At 67.1% G+C, this 17,788-nt stretch carries 22 protein-coding genes; 16 read left to right on the top strand and 6 right to left on the bottom strand.

All coding sequences use genetic code 11. From position 1 onward, the window contains the following. Positions 1 to 75 precede the first annotated feature (75 nt). A complete protein-coding gene (locus tag MCIT9_RS10635) occupies positions 76 to 342 on the bottom strand; it encodes a hypothetical protein (protein WP_317704863.1) in 267 nt (88 codons plus the stop codon). Here MCIT9_RS10635 and MCIT9_RS10630 point away from each other — a divergent pair. Genes MCIT9_RS10630 through MCIT9_RS10610 form a run of 5 tightly spaced genes read left to right on the top strand, consistent with a single transcriptional unit; the run spans position 223 to position 5,619 of the window. Then, positions 223 to 1,410 (top strand): NAD(P)/FAD-dependent oxidoreductase, encoded by a 1,188-nt coding sequence (locus MCIT9_RS10630; protein ID WP_317706739.1) that lies wholly within the window; start codon positions 223 to 225, stop codon positions 1,408 to 1,410. The genes MCIT9_RS10635 and MCIT9_RS10630 overlap by 120 nt on opposite strands. Before the next feature lie 20 nt (positions 1,411 to 1,430). Beyond that, a complete protein-coding gene (locus MCIT9_RS10625; protein ID WP_317704862.1) occupies positions 1,431 to 1,685 on the top strand; it encodes a phosphopantetheine-binding protein in 255 nt (84 codons plus the stop codon). Then, the gene (locus MCIT9_RS10620) at positions 1,678 to 2,985 is read left to right on the top strand and encodes a hypothetical protein (RefSeq protein ID WP_317704861.1); all 1,308 of its coding nucleotides are present in this window, start codon (positions 1,678 to 1,680) and stop codon (positions 2,983 to 2,985) included. Before MCIT9_RS10625 ends, MCIT9_RS10620 begins: the two co-directional genes overlap by 8 nt. After that, entirely contained in the window at positions 2,966 to 4,195 is a 1,230-nt protein-coding gene (locus tag MCIT9_RS10615) for an FAD-dependent oxidoreductase (RefSeq protein ID WP_317704860.1), read from the top strand. Before MCIT9_RS10620 ends, MCIT9_RS10615 begins: the two co-directional genes overlap by 20 nt. Continuing rightward, the gene (locus MCIT9_RS10610) at positions 4,192 to 5,619 is read left to right on the top strand and encodes a class I adenylate-forming enzyme family protein (protein WP_317704859.1); all 1,428 of its coding nucleotides are present in this window, start codon (positions 4,192 to 4,194) and stop codon (positions 5,617 to 5,619) included. The genes MCIT9_RS10615 and MCIT9_RS10610 overlap by 4 nt, the downstream gene beginning before the upstream one ends. On the opposite strand, the gene MCIT9_RS10605 is transcribed toward MCIT9_RS10610, so the two are convergent. From MCIT9_RS10605 to MCIT9_RS10590, 4 genes are read right to left on the bottom strand one after another with little or no spacing between them, the layout of a single operon-like run. Next, a complete protein-coding gene (locus MCIT9_RS10605) occupies positions 5,616 to 6,419 on the bottom strand; it encodes an ABC transporter substrate-binding protein (RefSeq protein WP_317704858.1) in 804 nt (267 codons plus the stop codon). The two genes, MCIT9_RS10610 and MCIT9_RS10605, sit on opposite strands and share 4 nt — an antisense overlap. A 4-nt stretch (positions 6,420 to 6,423) precedes the next feature. Then, positions 6,424 to 6,855, bottom strand: a complete 432-nt coding sequence (locus MCIT9_RS10600; RefSeq protein WP_317704857.1) for a DNA polymerase III subunit chi — start codon at positions 6,853 to 6,855, stop codon at positions 6,424 to 6,426. After that, positions 6,852 to 8,339: a leucyl aminopeptidase gene (locus tag MCIT9_RS10595; protein ID WP_317704856.1), complete on the bottom strand. Its 1,488-nt coding sequence runs from the start codon at positions 8,337 to 8,339 to the stop codon at positions 6,852 to 6,854. Before MCIT9_RS10595 ends, MCIT9_RS10600 begins: the two co-directional genes overlap by 4 nt. 13 nt (positions 8,340 to 8,352) lie before the next feature. Then, positions 8,353 to 8,604 (bottom strand): hypothetical protein, encoded by a 252-nt coding sequence (locus tag MCIT9_RS10590; protein WP_317704855.1) that lies wholly within the window; start codon positions 8,602 to 8,604, stop codon positions 8,353 to 8,355. Positions 8,605 to 8,774: 170 nt separating this feature from the next. Between MCIT9_RS10590 and MCIT9_RS10585 the strand changes: the two genes are divergently transcribed. The 9 genes from MCIT9_RS10585 to mtnC are packed head-to-tail and all read left to right on the top strand — an operon-like array spanning position 8,775 to position 14,984. Further along, positions 8,775 to 9,044 carry a DUF4404 family protein gene (locus tag MCIT9_RS10585; RefSeq protein ID WP_317704854.1) on the top strand — a complete coding sequence of 90 codons (270 nt, stop codon included), beginning with the start codon at positions 8,775 to 8,777 and terminating at the stop codon, positions 9,042 to 9,044. Positions 9,045 to 9,066: 22 nt separating this feature from the next. Further along, positions 9,067 to 10,428, top strand: a complete 1,362-nt coding sequence (gene pcnB / locus MCIT9_RS10580) for a polynucleotide adenylyltransferase PcnB (RefSeq protein ID WP_422880177.1) — start codon at positions 9,067 to 9,069, stop codon at positions 10,426 to 10,428. Next, positions 10,425 to 10,913, top strand: coding sequence for a 2-amino-4-hydroxy-6-hydroxymethyldihydropteridine diphosphokinase (gene folK, locus MCIT9_RS10575; protein WP_317704853.1), 489 nt, complete (start codon positions 10,425 to 10,427; stop codon positions 10,911 to 10,913). The genes pcnB and folK overlap by 4 nt, the downstream gene beginning before the upstream one ends. Continuing rightward, positions 10,910 to 11,707 carry a 3-methyl-2-oxobutanoate hydroxymethyltransferase gene (gene panB / locus MCIT9_RS10570; protein ID WP_317704852.1) on the top strand — a complete coding sequence of 266 codons (798 nt, stop codon included), beginning with the start codon at positions 10,910 to 10,912 and terminating at the stop codon, positions 11,705 to 11,707. The genes folK and panB overlap by 4 nt, the downstream gene beginning before the upstream one ends. Before the next feature lie 12 nt (positions 11,708 to 11,719). Then, positions 11,720 to 12,319: a Uma2 family endonuclease gene (locus tag MCIT9_RS10565; RefSeq protein ID WP_317704851.1), complete on the top strand. Its 600-nt coding sequence runs from the start codon at positions 11,720 to 11,722 to the stop codon at positions 12,317 to 12,319. Then, positions 12,306 to 13,148: a pantoate--beta-alanine ligase gene (gene panC / locus MCIT9_RS10560; protein ID WP_317704850.1), complete on the top strand. Its 843-nt coding sequence runs from the start codon at positions 12,306 to 12,308 to the stop codon at positions 13,146 to 13,148. Before MCIT9_RS10565 ends, panC begins: the two co-directional genes overlap by 14 nt. Next, positions 13,145 to 13,753, top strand: a complete 609-nt coding sequence (locus tag MCIT9_RS10555) for a methylthioribulose 1-phosphate dehydratase (RefSeq protein WP_317704849.1) — start codon at positions 13,145 to 13,147, stop codon at positions 13,751 to 13,753. Before panC ends, MCIT9_RS10555 begins: the two co-directional genes overlap by 4 nt. Next, a complete protein-coding gene (locus MCIT9_RS10550; RefSeq protein ID WP_317704848.1) occupies positions 13,750 to 14,313 on the top strand; it encodes a 1,2-dihydroxy-3-keto-5-methylthiopentene dioxygenase in 564 nt (187 codons plus the stop codon). The genes MCIT9_RS10555 and MCIT9_RS10550 overlap by 4 nt, the downstream gene beginning before the upstream one ends. Beyond that, complete coding sequence (mtnC, locus tag MCIT9_RS10545) at positions 14,310 to 14,984, top strand: acireductone synthase (RefSeq protein WP_317704847.1); 675 nt, start codon at positions 14,310 to 14,312, stop codon at positions 14,982 to 14,984. Before MCIT9_RS10550 ends, mtnC begins: the two co-directional genes overlap by 4 nt. Here mtnC and MCIT9_RS10540 read toward each other — a convergent pair. Next, positions 14,981 to 15,541 (bottom strand): Uma2 family endonuclease, encoded by a 561-nt coding sequence (locus tag MCIT9_RS10540; RefSeq protein WP_317704846.1) that lies wholly within the window; start codon positions 15,539 to 15,541, stop codon positions 14,981 to 14,983. The two genes, mtnC and MCIT9_RS10540, sit on opposite strands and share 4 nt — an antisense overlap. A gap of 86 nt (positions 15,542 to 15,627) precedes the next feature. On the opposite strand from MCIT9_RS10540, the gene MCIT9_RS10535 reads away from it, so the two are divergent. Both MCIT9_RS10535 and MCIT9_RS10530 read left to right on the top strand, forming a co-directional pair. Then, entirely contained in the window at positions 15,628 to 16,017 is a 390-nt protein-coding gene (locus tag MCIT9_RS10535) for a hypothetical protein (protein ID WP_317704845.1), read from the top strand. A gap of 88 nt (positions 16,018 to 16,105) precedes the next feature. Then, positions 16,106 to 17,785, top strand: a complete 1,680-nt coding sequence (locus tag MCIT9_RS10530) for an NAD(P)H-dependent oxidoreductase subunit E (protein WP_317704844.1) — start codon at positions 16,106 to 16,108, stop codon at positions 17,783 to 17,785. Positions 17,786 to 17,788 lie beyond the last annotated feature (3 nt).

Raw genomic sequence — 17,788 nt, 5'->3', positions numbered from 1 at the left:
TGGACAGGGGGAAGGCTACCGGAATATTTCCCCCTCTCAAGATGAATCCCTGGGGCAATACGCATAGGACTTCCCTCAGCGGTCATTGTGGCGCTGTAGACGGGTATAGACTTGGCTGCCGAGCGTCTTGGCGATCAGATTCTGCATCTCCTGGTTGCCCATGAATTCCGAGAACAGCTCTTCGTTCAGCTCCATGCGCTCGATGAACAGTGATTCCAGTGCCTGCTGAAAAACCAGCTGAAACTTTTCCAGGGGGTTGGCTTTTGCCACATCGCGCAACGCATCATCCTGGGCCGCCGCCTCGGCGATCTGGTCGAAAAAGAGCTGGTCGGCCTCGGTCAATTCCGCACCGAAGCGCTCGTTGATGATGTCGATCAGCCGGGGCTTGACACCTACGACGCCGACAAAGTTTTCGCATTCCGCTTCGCCGACAATCCGCCCGGCACTCCCAAATATGCCTACAACGTGGTCCGCGCGCGCTTCAACGCCGTCCTGCTGGAGAACGCCCGCAGGGCCGGCGCGCGGCTGATCGAACGCCGGGTGCGGCTGACGCGGCTGGACGGGGGCGACCGGGTCCGTCTCGATGAGGACTCGTTACAGGCTGCCTCGGATTGTTGGGAGGGGGAGGGGCCGGATCTGATCGTCGATGCCACCGGCCGCGCCAATCTTGTCGGCCGGGCGCTGGATATCCCCATGCAGCCGGGACCACGGCGGGATGTGGCGTTGTTCGCCCATGTGGATGAGACCGAGCTGGTCGATCCCGGTTACGTCCACAACGACCGCATCGACCGCGGTTGGTGCTGGCGCATCCCGCTGCCGGGGCGGGTGTCGCTGGGTCTGGTGGTACCCCGGGAATACGCCGACGGGCATGGCGATTCGCCGGATGCCCAGTACGACCGTCTGTTGCGGGCCGATCCGGTGCTGCGGCGACTGGCGCCCAAAGCCCGGCGCCTGACGCCGGTGTTGCGTTTCGACAATTACCAATCCCTTTCCTCCCGCCTGGTGGGGGAGAACTGGGTAATGCTGGGGGATTCCGCCGGCTTCGTCGACCCGGTGTTCTCCAGCGGTCTGCTGGTGGCCATGAAGGGCGCCTATCAGCTGGCGCAGGCCCTGGGTGAGGGCGTGCCGCTGGCGCGCTATGAGCAGGCGGTCAAGGCCCATCTGCGCGCCTGGTTCGAAATCGTCGGTTATTATTACGACGGCCGCCTGATGACCAGCATCGAGCGCGGCCGGGAGATGGCCGATGGCCTGGCCGGCCGGCTGTTGCTGCCGTGGGTCAGCCGGCGCATCGCCGCCATCGTGATCGGCGCCGCGACCACCGACCGTTTCAACCTGGGACTGCTGCGCTTTCTGGTGGATGCGCGTTTCGGCCTTTACGGCCGGGATCCAGGGAAATACCGCATCCATTGAAACCTTCATCGAGGAAGAAGATGCAGACCGAGACCATCGCCGCCGAGTTGTGCGAATTCCTGCACGAGCGGATTCTGGCTCCCGGCGTGGCGGTGACGCCGGAGACGCCGCTGGAGGACATCGGGGTGGATTCGTTCGCGTTGATGGAGTTGATTCTGTTCGTCGAACGCCGTTACGGCCTGGTGCTGCCGCCGGAGGCGCTGGTGCCGGAGCATCTCGCCAGCGTCGCCGCCCTCAGCCATTATTGCGCCGCCCATCTGCCCGTGGATGACTGACATCGACGCCGCGCTGCCGCGGCGCATCCCGCTCAATCCCATCGACCATTTCCTGCTGCAGCTGGACGGTTCGATGCGGCAAAGGGGCCTGGCCAACGTGTGCACCTTCGCCGTGACCCTGGAGGGCCGTCTTGAGCGGGACATGCTGCAGCGTCGCCTGGAGCGCGATGCCGTCTACCGCTGGCTGGCCCGGCTGCGGCTGGTGCGGCGGCCTTTCGGCTACAGCCGCTGGCAATGGCGGCGAGACGCCCGTCTGCCAGCCATCCAGGCGCATACGCTGGATGAAGGGGCGCCCGTCCCGCCGTCCCTGGTGGCGCCGCCCCTGGACGTCGGGCGGGAGCCGCCCCTGAAGATCGACCTGCTGCACCTCGGGGGGCGGCTTTCCCGCCTGGTCTTCACCTGGCACCATGCGCTGATGGACGCCCACGGCGGCGAGTTTCTGGTCTCCTGGCTAGGTGGGCATCTCCAGGCGCGGCCGCTGCCGTGGCAGCCGCCCGGGCGCTGCGGCTTGTCGCTGCGGGAGCGGGGCGAGATCGCCCGGGGGATGAAAACGGCGCTGTACGAGGCATCCAAACCGCCCTTCCTGGCGCTGCACCGGCCGGATGCACCCGCCGGGGCGTTGCATTACCGGGTGTTGCGCTTCTCCTCCCGGCAAAGCGAATGCATCCGGGAACGGGCGCGTTCCCACGGCGCCGGGGTGCTCGCCAGTGCCTTCCATCTGGCGGCCGTCGCCGGTGCGCTCGCTGAGCTGCAGCGGCAGCGGGGCGGTGAGCCGGCCGATGCCCTGGTACCGGTCCCCCAGGACCTACGCCGCCGCGGTGCGGCCGGTCCGCTGGTGGGCAATCAGGTCAGCTTCCTGTTTTACCGCATTCCCGCCGCGGCGCTGAATGACCTGGCCCGCTGTACGGGCGTGCTGTCAGCGCAGGCGCAGGCGTTCATCCGCTCAGGGATGGCGGCGTATTATGCGACGATGATGGGACTGCTGCAGCGTCTGCCCGCCCCCTGGTACCGGGCGCTGCTGCGTTCGCCGACCCAGGGGCTGATGAGCACCTGCTCTTTTTCCGACACGGGGGAGATGCTCCCCGGTTGCCAGGCGCTGTTCGGTTTGCCGCTGCTCGATGCCTGCCATTATCCTCCCAACGTCCATCCGCCGGGCCTGACCTTCGTGTTCAGCCGCTTTCGGGGCGCGTTGCGGATCAGCTTCGCCTGGATGGACGGGGTTATTGCGGCCGGGGAGGCCGATTTGCTGCCGGCGGGCCTGAAACGGAGGCTGCTCGGGGATGAAACAGGCCGGTTGTGACGTGGCGGTCGTCGGTGCCGGGGCGGCCGGTATCGCCGCGGCGGTGGCGGCGGCGGAGGCAGGGCTGGGGGTGGTCCTGCTGGAACGCTACGGTTTCGTCGGCGGCCTGGCGAGCAGCGCCATGGTGGGGACGGTGTGCGGCCTGTATTACCGTAGTGAGGGCGGGCCGCGTTATGCGGTCCGGGGGTTCGCCCGCGCCTTCGCCGAGGGTCTGGCGGCGGCGTCCGAAACCGCGCCGGTGGCGGGAAAAGACGGACTGTATTTCCTGCCCTATGCGGTGGAGGCCTTCCATCAGGAAGCGTGCGCATGGCTGCAGCGCCACAGGGTCCAGCTGCGGCTTCACAGTTCAGTGGCCGGCGTGGAATGCCACGGGCGGCGCATCGCCTGCCTGCAGGTTCATGGTGCCGATGGGGTCTTCCGGCTTCACCCACAGGTGGTGGTCGACTGCAGCGGGGAGGCCCTGGTGTCCCGGCTGGCGGGAGCCGCCTGTCTGCCAGGATCGCAGCCCCAGGCCGACGCCTTCGTGTTCCGGGTCGCCGGTCTGCCGGAAGTGCCGGAATCGGCGCTGACCCTGGTATTGCTTCGGGCCTTGCGCCGGGGCGTCGCGCAGGGGCGGCTGAAACCAATATGCGAGCGCCTGTCCCTGGTTCCGGGCTCGCAGGTGCGGGATTCCGCCCTGCTGAAACTGGGATTGCCCGGCGTGGGGGATCGCACCCGGGCCGAGCTGACGGCGCGGGCCTTCTGCCACGACATCGTTCGCTACCTGCGGGGCAGCGATGTCGCCCTGGCTGGCCTGCGGATCGCCGCCATGGCGCCCCAGTTGGGCGTCCGCTCCGGTCCGCGCCCCCGGGGGCTGGCGGTGCTGGACGAAGCGTCCGTACTGGCGGCCGCCAAGCCGGAGGACGGGGTGGCCTGCGGCGCCTGGCCGGTGGAGCATTGGAGCGCGGGGCGCCGGCCGACGATGCGCTGTTTCGCCATGGACGACCATTACCTGATTCCAGCGCCGGCGCTGGTTTCCCGGGATTTCGACAATCTGTTCTTCGCCGGGCGCGGGTTTTCCGCCACGGAAATGGCGATGGCGTCGGCGCGGGTCATCGGCACCTGTCTGGGGACCGGTTACGCCGCCGGCGATCTGGCGGCCGCCCGGCTGCAGCGCGGAGACTGGCGCGCAGGCATCGAAACCGTCCGCCGCAGGCAGGTGGTGGGATGAAGTCGGTCGAGGAGATTCTCGCCCTGGCCGCGGAAACCTGGCCGGAGCGGCCGGCGATCCTGGATGCCGAGGGGGCGGTGAGCTATGCGGAGCTGTATCGCGACAGCCGGCGCTTGAAGGCCGCTCTGCTGCAGGCCGGCATGGGGCCGGGCATGGGCCTGGGAATCATGGGGCGCAACAGCCGCCATTTCGTCGCTGCCATGTTCGCCGGGATGGGGTGTGGGGCGACGGTCTTCCCGCTGTCGCATCAGCTGAAGGCGGCGGAGATCGCCCGGATCCTCCAGGACACCGGTCTGCACGGGATTCTCGACGACGGCCACGGCATCGAGCCGCTGCCGGGAGGCGGGCCGTTGCCCGGAGCCGACGGCCGGTGGCGCTTTTCCCGGACCGCCGTGCCCCCGGACCGGGCCGTGACCCCGCTGGCGGATGCGGCCTTCGTCCGCTATACCTCCGGGACCACGGGACGGAGCAAGGGGGTGGTGCTCTCCCACCGGCGGATCCTGGAGCGGGTCGAGGTGACGCGCCGGGCGCTGGGGCTGACCCCGGAGGACGCCGTCCTCTGGATTCTGCCGATGGCGTTTCATTTTCTGGTGACCATCCTGGTGTACATCCGCAGCGGGGCGGCCATCGTCCTGGCCCGGGATCTGCTGGCGCACCATCTGACCGAGGCGGCCAACCGCCATCGGGCGACGCTGCTGTATGCCTCCCCCATGCCGATCCGGATGCTGACGGCCGCACCGCAGGGGGCATTTTCGACCCTGAAGATGGTGATATCGACTTCCTCGGCCATCCCCCCGGCTGTGGCCCGTGCGTTCACCGCCCGTCACGGCATTCCCGTCGTGCAGGCCTACGGGGTGATCGAAGCGGGTCTGCCCCTGATCGACCGGCTTTCGGCGGCAGCCGATCCGGAGACGGTCGGCTATCCCATCGCCGAATTCGAGGCCGCCTTGTTCGACGATCGTCTCTCGCCCGTGGCGCCGGGGCAGAGCGGCCGTCTGGCGCTTCGCGGGCCGGGGCTGTTCGATGCCTACCTGAACCCCTGGCAGCCGGCGGAAACCGTGTTGGCGGACGGCTGGTTCCTCACCGGGGATCTGGCCCGGCTGCGGGAGGATGGCCGTCTCGTGGTCTGCGGGCGCGAGAAGGATGTGATCAACGTCGCCGGCAACAAGGTCTTTCCCGAGGAAGTCGAGGCGATCCTGGGCGCCCATCCCGATGTCGGCCTGGCGCGGGTTTATGGCGAGCCCCATCCCCTGACGGGGGAGATTGTTTGCGCCGAGGTGGTCGCCCGCCCCGGAGCGGTGCTGGATGCCGAGGCGCTGCGGGATTTCTGCCGCGACCGCCTGTCGACCTATAAGGTGCCCCAGCGGCTGCGGCAGGTGCCGGCGATCCCCCTCACCCCCAGCGGCAAGGTGAAGCGCCGCTAGGGCAGTACGTCGGGATGGAACAGTGGTCTGCCGCCGACCTTGAAATTTGCGATCAGCTTCTGCCCCACCGGGCCGGTGAGGAAGGCCGCGTATTGCATCGCTGTCTCGAAGTCGGCGTTGGGGCAGCGTTTCGGGTTGACGGCGATGAGGTGGTAGGGGTTGAAAAGCGCCGGGTCACCTTCGAAGACGACGGTCAGATCCGGCAGCTTGTCCTGCATCGCCAGCCAGGTGCCGCGGTCGGTGAGGACATAAGCCTGTTTTTCCTCGGCAACCTGCAACGCCGCCCCCATGCCCTGACCGATGGAATAGTACCATGCTCCCTGCGGTTCGATGCCAGCCTGTCGCCACAGCTGTTTTTCCTTCTTGTGGGTGCCGGAATCATCGCCGCGGGAGACGAAGGGCACCTGTGCCCGGGCGATTTTGCCCAGGGCTTCTGCGGCCGTTTTGGCCCGGCGGACGCCGGCCGGATCGCCTTTGGGGCCGACGATGACGAAATCGTTGTGCATCACCGCCAGACGGTCGATGCCGTAACCGGCCTCGACGAACGCCTTCTCGGCTTCGGGGGCGTGCACCAGCACCGCATCAACGTCGCAGTTCCGCCCCAGTTTCAGCGCCTTGCCGGTGCCGACGGCGATCACGTCCACGGCGATGCCGGTGCGCTCCGTGAAGACCGCATTGATGGCCGCCAGCAGACCCGTGTTGTCGGTGCTGGTGGTGGTGGCCAGGCGCAGGCGCTCGCCGGCGGGCAGCGCCGGTGCCAGCAACAGAAGAAGCAGCAGGAAATGCAGTTTCGTTTTCATTTCTTCAGTCGATCTTGTGGGTCGACGGTTCCATGCCCTGGGACTGATAGAAGCGGTATTTTTGCCGCCCGGCCTGACGCACCGCCTCGTCCTGATCGACGATCTCGGCGATGCGCCGGTACCGGGCCCAGTCCTCCGGCACGCCGGGGGCGAGGTCGATGAGGAAATCGTGAAAGGCCTCCGGCGCGGCGCCGGTGCCGATCAATACGTCTGCCAGCGGATCGTTGGGGTAATTGTCCGCCAGGGTGTGGGGAACGAAGCTGCCCTGGCGGAAGGTCCAGAGCAGCTCGTCCAGAATACCCGCCTCGGCGGTATCGTTCACGCGAATGAAGACCCTGTGCCCCGCCTTCCAGGCTTTCTCCGCCAGACGGCAGGCGAACACCCGCCGGGCGCTGGCGTCGGCGCCCGGCAGGACGTAGAAATCGACCCGGGTCATTCGATCCGGTTGAGGAGGAACTGGGTCAGCAGCGGCACCGGGCGTCCGGTGGCCCCTTTGTTCTGGCCCGTGTTCCAGGCGGTGCCGGCGATGTCCAGATGGGCCCAGCGGAAGTTTTCGGCATAGCGGGCCAGAAAGCAGGCGGCGGTGATGGTGCCGGCCTCACGACCGCCGATGTTGGCCATGTCGGCGAAGTTGGACTTGAGCTGTTCCTGGTATTCCTCCCACAGGGGCAGTTGCCAGGCGCGGTCGAGGCTGGTTTCCCCGGCGTCGAGCAGTTGCCGGCACAGCGTGTCGTCGTTGCCCAAAAGCCCCGAGGCGTGACGGCCGAGGGCGACGATGCAGGCGCCGGTCAGGGTGGCGATGTCGATGACCACCTGCGGCTGGAAACGCTCGGCGTAGGTGAGGGCATCGCAGAGGATCAGGCGGCCTTCGGCGTCGGTGTTGAGCACCTCGATGGTCCTGCCGGACAGGCTCTTGATAATGTCGCCGGGCTTGAGGGCGTTGCCGTCGGGCAGGTTCTCCGAGGCGGGGACGACGCCCACCAGGTTGATGGGCAGCCCCAGTTGCGCCACGGTTTCGAAGGTGCCGAGCACGCTGGCGCCGCCGCACATGTCGTACTTCATCTCGTCCATGTTCTGGGACGGCTTGATGGAGATGCCGCCGGCGTCGAAGGTCAGCCCCTTGCCCACCAGAGCGACGGGTTGGTCTTTGGCCTTGCCGCCGCGGTACTCCAGGACGATGAGCCTGGCCGGCTGGCAGCTGCCGCGGGAAACCGCCAGCAGCGCCCCCATCCCCAGCTTTTCCATGTCTCCCTCTTCCAGCACCGTCGCCGTGATCTTGCCGTGGCGGTCAGCCAGTTTCCGGGCCTGTTCCGCCAGGTAGGCGGGGGTGCAGAGGTTGCCCGGCAGGTTGCCGAGATCCTTGGTCAGCTTCATGCCGGCGGCGATGGCCAGCCCCTCGCGGGCGCCGCCTTCGGCCGCATCGCTGCAGGTCTTGTCCTCCAGGTGGAGATCGATCCGGTCCAGGGCGGGCAGGTCGCCCGGTTCGCTTTTCAGCTCGGTTAAGCGGTACGTGGCGTCGGTGAAGCGCTGCAGGATCTGGCGGGCCTGCCAGCGGGCATCGCGGTCGGAGACAGTGGCATCGAGCAGGGCGCACAGGGCCTTCCTTACCGGCATCCCGGTCACCGCCTTGGCGGCACCGTCGAGGGCCTTGGCGTATTTTTTGGCGTCGAGCGACTTTTTCTTGCCCAGGCCGACCACCAGAATCCGTTCCGCGCGGCAGCCGTCGAGCTGGGGCAGGCGCAGGGTGTCGCCGGGCTTGGCCTTGAAGTCCTCGCGCTTGAGCACCTTGCCCAGGCGGCCGTCGGTGGCCTCGTCCACAAGCTGGGCGGTGGGGGTGAGCTTGCGTTTGTCGTAGACCCCGACGATCAGACAGTCGGTGGGTTTTTTGCTTGGGCTTGCGGTGTGAAGGCTGAATTCCATGGCATTACCTGAATCAGGAGGTTTCTTCGCTGGGTTGGCCCTGGACGGGGCCGGCCTCGCTGCCCTGGTCCCCCTGGGCGAAACGGCCACCGAAGAACATGGCGATGTAAACCTCCAGCGCCAGCATGAGCATGTACAGCAGGGCGGGCAGGCGGGCGAAGGTGAGACCGAAGAACAGGACCACGAAGGTGGCGGTGAGGGCGGGGTGGGCCAGGAACTCCTCGGGACGGATTTTGATCTTATAAATATCAGAAATGGCGTTCATCGGTAGTCATCCTCCTCAAGATGGCGGTTTTTTTTGAAAATCCGACTGCAAGCTTAGCATTATAAGGGCATCCGAGCCTGTCAGCGAGCACCTTTATGCACCTTTATTCAGGTGCTGCAGGCCTGGGGCTGTGGTAGGATTTCCCTGCATCGCAACGCTGGAGCACCTTTATGAGCGAAGAAAGCAAACGCCGCTTGAGCGAAGGACTGGCACGCCTGCAGGCGGAACTCGAGAATCTGGAGGCCGACGAGGCCACCCGCCAGCGCCTCGGGGATCTGGCCCGGCGGGTCGAGCGTCAGCTGGAGGCGGGCGGCGAGGAAAGCCATGACAGCCTGCTGAAGGAGCTGGAGGCGGAACTGCTCCGTTTCGAAGTGGAACACCCCCGCCTGACCGCCATCCTCAACGACATCATGGTGGCATTGGCCAACATGGGGATTTGACATCAACCTGCCACGACGAGCCTTGCCGATTCTCAATCTGGTCAAAAAACTCCTGAAACCCGAGACGTCCAAGCCGGCAGCAGGCCGTCCCGGCCCCCGGATCTATCCACGATCCCAGCACTCGATTTCCCGGCGCCAGATCAGTCCGAGCGCCCTCAAGGTGCTGTACCGGCTGCACAAGGCCGGATTCCGCGCCTGTCTGGTGGGCGGCTGCGTGCGCGATCTGCTGCTGGGGCGCGAACCCAAGGATTTCGACGTCGCCACCGACGCCCATCCGGAACAGATCCGCAAGCTGTTCCGCAACTGCCGCCTGATCGGCCGCCGTTTCCGCCTCGCCCACGTGCGTTTCGGGCGCGAGATCATCGAGGTGGCCACCTTCCGCGCCGCCGCCCCGGAAGGGGCGGGGGACTGGGCCCGGGAGGAGGAAACCGGGCGGGTTCTGCGCGACAACGTCTACGGCACCATCGAGGAAGACGCCTGGCGTCGGGATTTCACCGTCAACGCCCTGTATTACGACATCGCCGACTTCTCGGTGGTCGATTACGTCGGCGGCATGGAAGACCTGAAAGCCGGGGTGCTGCGCCTGATCGGCGAGCCGGAAGTGCGCTACCGCGAGGATCCGGTGCGGATGCTGCGGGCGGTCCGCTTCATGACCAAGCTCGGCTTCGTGCTCGATAAGTCCTGTGAGACGCTGCTGCCGCGTCTGGCCCATCTGCTCGAGGACATTCCCCCGGCCCGCCTCTACGAGGAAGTTCTCAAGCTGTTCCTGTCCGGCTGTGCGGTGCAGACTTTCGAGGCGCTGCGCCATTACGGCCTGTTCGAACCCCTGTTCCCGCTCACCGAGAAGGCCCTGGCCCGGCAGCCCGACGGGTTCCCCCTGACCCTGGTGGCCAAGGCGCTGGAGAACACCGACCGCCGCCTGGCCGAGGACGCGCCGGTGACGCCCTATTTCCTCTACGCGGCGTTGCTGTGGGAGCCGGTGCGTCTCGAAGCGCTGCGGCGTCAGGCCGAGGGCGTCGCGCCAGTGGTGGCGGTGCAGGAGGCCGCCAGCGAGGTGCTCAGCGCCCAGGTCCGCCACGTGGCCATTCCCAAGCGGGTGGCGCTGCCGATGCGCGAGGTCTGGACCCTGCAGCCCCGCTTCGAGCGCCGCCGGGGCGGCCGGCCGCTGCGGTTGCTGAGTCACCCCCGCTTCCGCGCCGCCTACGACTTTCTGCTGCTGCGCAGCGAGGCGGGGGAGATCGAACCGGAGCTGGCCGAATGGTGGACCCGCTTCCAGCAGGCCGGCGACAGCGAGCGCCGCAAGATGATCCAGGGGCCGGCCCGAGGCCGCCGCCGGCACCGTTCCCGCCGCCGCGCCAAATCCAAAGAGAGCAGCGAATCATGACCGCGATCCGCGCCTACATCGGCCTCGGCAGCAATCTCGGGGATCCGGTGCGCCAGCTCGAACGGGCGCGGGCCGCGATCGCCAACCTGGAAGGGGTCAAGGAGGCCGCCTTTTCCAGCCTCTACCGCAGCCGCCCCATGGGGCCGCAGGATCAGCCCGACTACGTCAACGCGGTCATGGCGGTCGATACCGAACTTCCAGCGATGCAATTGTTGTCCGCGCTCCAGGCCATCGAGGCCGCCCAGGGACGGGTGCGGGAAGGCGAGCGCTGGGGGCCGAGGACCCTGGATCTGGATATTCTGCTTTACGGCCGCGCCTGCATCCGCACCGAGGATCTGACCGTGCCCCATTACGGTCTGGCCGAGCGCTGTTTCGTGCTCCATCCCCTGGCGGAGATCGCGCCGGCGGATCTCTATGTGCCGGATGTAGGTCCTTTGTCCGATCTGGTTCGACGTTGCCCCACCGAGGGGCTGGAGCGCCTATGACCGCACCGATCACCGTTCCCGAACTGCGCGCGCGCAAGGCCCGGGGCGACAAGATCGCCTGCCTGACCGTGTACGACGCCACCTTCGCCCGGGTGCTGGAGCGGTCCGGGGTGGATGTCGCTTTGGTGGGGGATTCCCTGGGCGTGGTGGTCCAGGGGCGGCCGGCCACGGTGGCGGTGACCCTGGAGCAGATGGCCTATCACGTCGGCTGCGTGCGCCGCGGCCTGGAGCGTCCCCTGGTGCTGGCGGATCTGCCTTTCGCCAGCTATGTGCATCCGCACCAGGCGGTCGCCAGCGCCGCCGAACTGGTGCGGGCCGGCGCCCAGATGGTGAAGCTGGAGGGCGGCCGCCAGCGTCTGGAGGTGGTGAAGGCGCTGGTGGCCGAGGGCATACCGGTGTGCGGCCATCTGGGCCTGCTGCCCCAGTCGATCCACCGTCTGGGCCGGTACCGGGTACAGGGCAGCGATCCCCAGGCGGCCCAGCGTTTGCTGGAGGACGCCTGCCTGCTGGAGGAGGCCGGTGTCGATCTGCTGGTGCTCGAGTGCATCCCGGCAACCCTGGCCGAGGCGGTCACCGCCGAGGTTGCCGTGCCCACCATCGGCATCGGCGCCGGGCCCCACTGCGACGGTCAGGTGCTGGTGCTTCACGATCTTCTGGGGCTGTGGTTCGAGGGCAGGCCGCCCCGCTTCGTTCAGGATTTCCTCGCCGCAGGGGGCGGCATCGAAGAGGCGGTGCGCGCTTACGTGGAGGCGGTCCGGCAGGGCCGCTTTCCCACCGCCGAGCAATCCTACTGAGGAGGGCGAACGATGTCCGTACGCGCCGAATCCCTGCGGCTGACGCCGCAGGCTTACCTCGAGGGGGAGAAGACCGCCCCGGTCAAGCATGAATACCTCCAGGGGCAGGTGTATGCCATGGTGGGGGCGGCCGACGGCCATGTGCGACTGACCATGAATTTCGGCTTTCTGCTGCAATCCCACCTGCGCGGAACGCCCTGCAGCACCTACATCTCCGACATGAAGGTCCGCATCGACGCGGGAGAGGCGTTCTTCTATCCGGACGTGCTGGTGACCTGCGATGTCGAAGACCGCAGGCGGGTTTATTTCAAGGATCATCCGCTGCTGGTGATCGAGGTGCTGTCGCCGACCACCGAGGGTTTCGACCGCGGGGAGAAGTTCGCCTGGTACCGGCGGCTTGCCTCTTTGCGGGAATACGTGCTGGCCGACCCGCGTCGTTACGCCGTGGACGTGTTCCGCCGCAACGATCAGGGCCGCTGGGAATTGTTCAGTTTCGCCGGCGAAGACGCGCGCTTGGAGCTGGCCAGCGTCGATTTCAGCTGCGCCCTGGCGGCGGTGTACGAAGGGGTGGATTTCAGCCTGGCGACAGGAGACGCCGATGCGCCGGTTTGACCGCATCGCCGACCTGCGTGCCTGCCTGGAGGAGTGGCGCCGGGCAGGGCAGCGCATCGTCCTGGTGCCCACCATGGGCAACCTGCACGAAGGTCACCTGCAACTGGTGGACACCGCCCGCCGCTGCAGCGACCGGGTGGTGGTGAGCATCTTCGTCAATCCGCTCCAGTTCGGTCCCGGCGAGGACTACGACCGCTATCCCCGCACCCTGGAGGCGGACTGCGCCAAGCTGGAGACGCGGGGCGCCGACCTGGTGTTCGCCCCCCCGGTGGCCGAAATCTATCCCCGTCCCCTGGCCGAATCCACCTTCGTCGAGGTGCCGGGAATCACCGAAATCCTCTGCGGCGCCAGCCGTCCCGGGCATTTCCGCGGCGTTGCCACCGTGGTGGCCAAGCTGTTCAATATCGTCCAGCCGGATGTGGCTGTTTTTGGCGAGAAAGATTACCAGCAGCTTCAGGTGATCCGCCGCCTGGTGGCCGACCTCAATTTCCCGGTGGAGATCGTCGGCGTGCCCATCGTGCGCGAAGCCGACGGTCTGGCGCTGAGTTCCCGCAACGGCTACCTCACCCCCGAGGAGCGGGCCAGGGCGCCGCTGCTCTACCGCAGCCTGTGTCAGGCCCGCGACGCCATCGCCGCAGGAGAGCGGGATTTTGCCGCCTTGTGCCGCCGCCAGCGGGAATCCCTGGAGGAAGCCGGCTTCCGGCCGGACTATTTCGAGATCCGCCGCCCCGATCTGGGGGAAGCCGGGCCAGACGACCGGCCCCTGATGATCCTGGCCGCCGCCTGGCTGGGGCGGACCCGTCTGATCGACAACCTGCAAGTGCCATGAGCGACTTCGACACCCTCGCCGCCGAACTGGTCGAGGCCGGGCGGGAACTGTACCGCCGCGGCTGGGTGCCGGCCACCAGCGGCAATTTCTCCGCCCGTCTCGACGACGGCACCATCGCCATCACCGCCTCCGGCCGCCACAAGGGCAGGCTGACGGCCGGCGACATCCTGCGCATCGACGCCGAGGGCCGTTCCCTCGACGGCCGCCGTCCGTCGGCGGAAACCGGCCTGCATCTGGGGATCTACCGCCGCTTTCCCCAGGTGCGCGCCGTGCTCCATCCCCATTCCCCGGCGGCGGTGCTGGCCTCGCGCCTGTTCAAGGGCGAGCTGGTGCTGGAAGACCACGAGCTGCTCAAGGCCCTCGACGGCATCGACACCCACGCCCACCGCCTGGTGGTGCCGATCTTCGCCAACGACCAGGACATCCCGCGGCTGGCACGCAAGGTGGATCAGTGGATCGAGCGTCACCGCCGCCTGCACGCCTACATCATCGCCGGCCACGGTTTCTACGCCTGGGGAGGCAGCGTGGCGGCGGCGCTGACGGCGGTGGAAGCGCTGGAATTCATGTTCGACTGTGAAGTAAGACTGTACGGAGTAAGATCATGAGTCTGTTGACCGTTTCCCCCGAGACCGGCTTCGAGCCGTTCGAAAAGATCACCGATCCCGAGGAAATCGCCGCCTGTCTGGACCGGATCGGCGTGCTGTTCGAGCGCTGGGAGGCGGGCCAACCCCTGCCGGCCGATCCCGATCCCGAGACCATCCTGGCCGCCTACGCCGAACCGGTGGCGCGCCTGAAGCGGCAATACGGCTTCCAGTCCGCCGACGTCATCGCCGTCACCCCGGACCATCCCGACCGCGAGGCGCTGCGGGCCAAGTTCCTGGCCGAGCACACCCACAGCGACTTCGAGGTGCGTTTCTTCGTCGGCGGCCGGGGGCTGTTCTATCTCCATCCTGACGATCGGGTCCACATCGTCCTGTGCGAGGCCGGCGATCTCATCAGCGTCCCCGCCGGCACCCGTCACTGGTTCGACATGGGTGCGCGTCCCGAGCTCAAGTGCATCCGCCTGTTCACCACCCCGGAGGGCTGGCAGGCCGATTACACCGGCAGCGACATCGCCGCGCGTTTCCCCAGACTGGAGGACTGGCTGGCCAAGGTCGGGGCATGATCCGCGCCATCCTCACCGATATCGAAGGGACCACCTCGTCCCTGAGCTTCGTCAAGGACGTGCTGTTTCCCTACGCCCGCCGGCGTCTGGCGGATTTCGTGCGGGCGCAGCGAAACGCGCCCGAAGTGCGGGAACTTCTGGACGAGGTCCGCCGTATCGTTGGCCGGGATCTTTCCCTGGACGAGGTCATCGCCCAGCTGGAAGCCTGGAGCGACCGGGACGAAAAGGCGCCGCCCCTCAAGGCATTGCAGGGGATGATCTGGGAGGCCGGGTACCGGCGCGGCGACTTTCAGGGCCACGTCTACGAGGATGCGGCGGCGAAGCTTCGGGAATGGAAGGAGAGGGGGTTGGATCTGTACGTCTTTTCCTCCGGTTCGGTGCCGGCCCAGAAATTGTTGTTCGGCCACACCCCTTACGGGGATCTGACGCTGCTGTTCTCCGGCTATTTCGACACCCGCACCGGGCCCAAGCGCAATTCGGAAAGCTATCGCAAGATTGCGGCGGCCATCGGCCTGCCGCCGGCGGAAATCCTGTTCCTGTCGGATGTGCCTGAGGAGCTGGACGCCGCCCGTGAAGCCGGCATGGAGACGGTGCAACTGGTGCGCGACGGTGCGCCGGATGAGGGCGCCCGTCACCGTCAGGTGCGGGATTTCAACGAGATCGCGGTCTAATCGGCCCAGAGGCTTCCCAGGCCGAAGGCGACGGCCTGGAACGGCTCGGCGGCCACCGGGTCCTGATCGGCGAAGGTGTGGAGCAGCAGCCACCGGTCATCCTGGCGGCGGTAGGCTTCCAGGGTGCGGGTCTCCGGATCCACCAGCCACAGCCAGAACACGCCGTGGCGGGCGTAGAGGGGCATCTTGCGCTTGCGGTCGGTTTTGTAGGTGGCCGGCGACAGCACTTCGCAGACCCAGTCGGGCGCGGTTTCGAACCAGGCGGTGTCGGGCAGCCGGGGCAGCCGCTCGCGCCGCCAGCCCGCCAGGTCGGGCACGACCACGTCGGCGCCGAGATGGACCTCCGGTTCGTCGAGGATCCACCAGCCGCCGGGGCCGCCGCTGCCCTTGTCGAAGGGGGAGCCGAGCTCGATGCCGAGGGAAGAGGCGGCCCGGGCGTGTTTGGGCGCCGGGCGGGGGTGGACGAGCAGTTCGCCGTCGATGATCTCGGCCACCAGGTGTTCCGGGACCCGGCACAGATCCTCGTAGGTTGCCAGACGCTTCGCCGGTTCTGCCATGACGCTGCCTCGCGGATCGGTGGTAGAATTCCTGGAGTTCATTGTATCCCAACCATTCACGTCAAGGAGAAGTCATGGGAGTGTCGATGCGTCGTTCCGCCTTGCTGATCGGTCTTGCGCTGCTGGCCGGTTGCGCCTCACAGTCCGGTGGTCCCAAGGTGCAGGCCGAAGCGGCCCCCGCGCCGCAGCCGGTCAACGACTGGCCCACCCAGGCGCGCGTGGAATACGTGTTCCAGTGCATGCGCGAGCACGGGGGGCAGAACTACGACAACCTCTACCACTGCAGCTGCAAGGCGGACGAGGTGGCCAAACGCCTCGACTATCAGACCTATTCCGAGGCGCAGGTGTTCAAGAACCTGAAATCGATGCCCGGCGAGCGCGGCGGGGTGTTCCGCGATCCGCCCCAGTCCAAGGTGCTGCGCGAGCGCTTGAAGCAGGCGGAAGCCGAGGCCGAGGCGCATTGTTTCGTGAAATAAAACAAAGCAGTCAACACTAGCATTTGAATTCCAGGGCGCCCTTGGTTTAGATTTGCCCTGATTTCACCCAACTGTAAAGGTACTGCGCATGGCTGCGGAACAGGCACGCAAGAAGAAAGTCCGGATCAACCGGGGGCGGCCGGTGGACCTCAAGGCCCTGGAGGAGATCCGGGCGTTGCTGGGGGACGAACCCAGGCGCCGCGACTTGCTCATCGAACATCTGCACAAGATTCAGGACGCCTACGGGCACATCTCCGCCCGGCACTTGCGGGCCCTGGCGCACGAGATGAATCTGTCGCAGGCGGAAGTGTACGAAGTGGCGACCTTCTACCACCACTTCGACGTCGTCAAGGAAGGCGAAACCCCGCCACCGCCCCTGACCATCCGGGTGTGTGAATCCCTGGCCTGCCAGATGAACGGCGCCCACGAACTGATCGACGCCCTCAAACAGGGGCTCGGCGATCAGGTACGGGTATTGCCGGCGCCGTGTGTGGGCCGCTGCCAGCACGCCCCGGTGGCCATCGTCGGCCAGAATCCCATCGACCGGGCGACGCCGGAAAAGGTGGGGGCGGTGGTCGAGGCCAAGGCGGTCGAGGCGCCGGTGCCCGATTACATCGACTATGACGCCTACCGGTCCCAGGGCGGCTACGAGCTGCTGTTGGGGCTGGTGGAGGGCCACCGCGATCCGGAAACCGTGATCGCCTCCCTCAAGGACGCCGGCCTGCGCGGTCTGGGCGGCGCCGGTTTCCCCGCCGGGGTCAAGTGGGACATCGTCAGAAAGCAACCGGCGCCGCGGTATCTGGCGGTCAACATCGACGAGGGGGAGCCGGGCACCTTCAAGGACCGCCATTATCTGGAATCCGATCCCCACCGCTTCCTCGAGGGGGCGCTGGTGGCGGCCCGGGTTGTCGGTTGCGAGGCCATCTACATCTACCTGCGTGACGAGTATCCGGCGGCGCGCAAGATCCTCCAGACCGAACTGGCCAGGCTGCAGGCCGATCCCCCGGTCAGGGGCTGGCTGCCGCCGATCCACCTGCGCCGCGGGGCCGGGGCCTACATCTGCGGCGAGGAGTCGGCCATGATCGAATCCATCGAGGGCAAGCGCGGCATGCCGCGCCTAAGACCCCCTTATCTGGCGGAAGTAGGGCTGTTCGGCCGTCCGACCCTGGAGCACAACATGGAGACTTTGCACTGGGTGCGCGACATCGTCGAGAAAGGGCCGGACTGGTTCACCTCCTTCGGCCGTCACGGCCGCAAGGGGCTGCGCTCCTTCTCCGTCTCCGGGCGGGTCAAGAAACCGGGGGTGCATCTGGCGCCGGCCGGCATCACCGTCAAGGAGCTGATCGACGAATACTGCGGCGGCATGCTCGACGGCCACGAATTCTACGGCTATTTCCCCGGCGGGGCCTCCGGCGGCATCCTGCCGGCCTCCCTGGGCGACATCCCGCTGGACTTCGACACTCTCAACCCCTACGGGTGTTTCATCGGCTCGGCGGCGGTGGTGGTCTTCTCCCAGCACGACAAGGCCAAGGATCTGGCCCTCAACGCCATCAAGTTCTTCGAGGACGAGTCCTGCGGCCAGTGCACCCCGTGCCGAGTGGGCACCGCCAAGGCGGCGCTGCTGATGGAAAACGGCGACTGGGGCCGGGCGCGCCTGGACGATCTGTGTCAGGTGATGGCGGATGCCTCCATCTGCGGTCTGGGGCAGGCGGCGCCCAATCCCATCCGCTGCGTGTTCAAGTATTTCCCCCACGAACTGGAGGGCTGAGCG

Source organism: Methylomarinovum caldicuralii, from assembly GCF_033126985.1.
Classification (GTDB): Bacteria; Pseudomonadota; Gammaproteobacteria; order Methylococcales; family Methylothermaceae; genus Methylohalobius; species Methylohalobius caldicuralii.
Note: the sequence above shows the minus strand (reverse complement) of the source record. Positions and strands in the feature narration are given on the sequence as shown.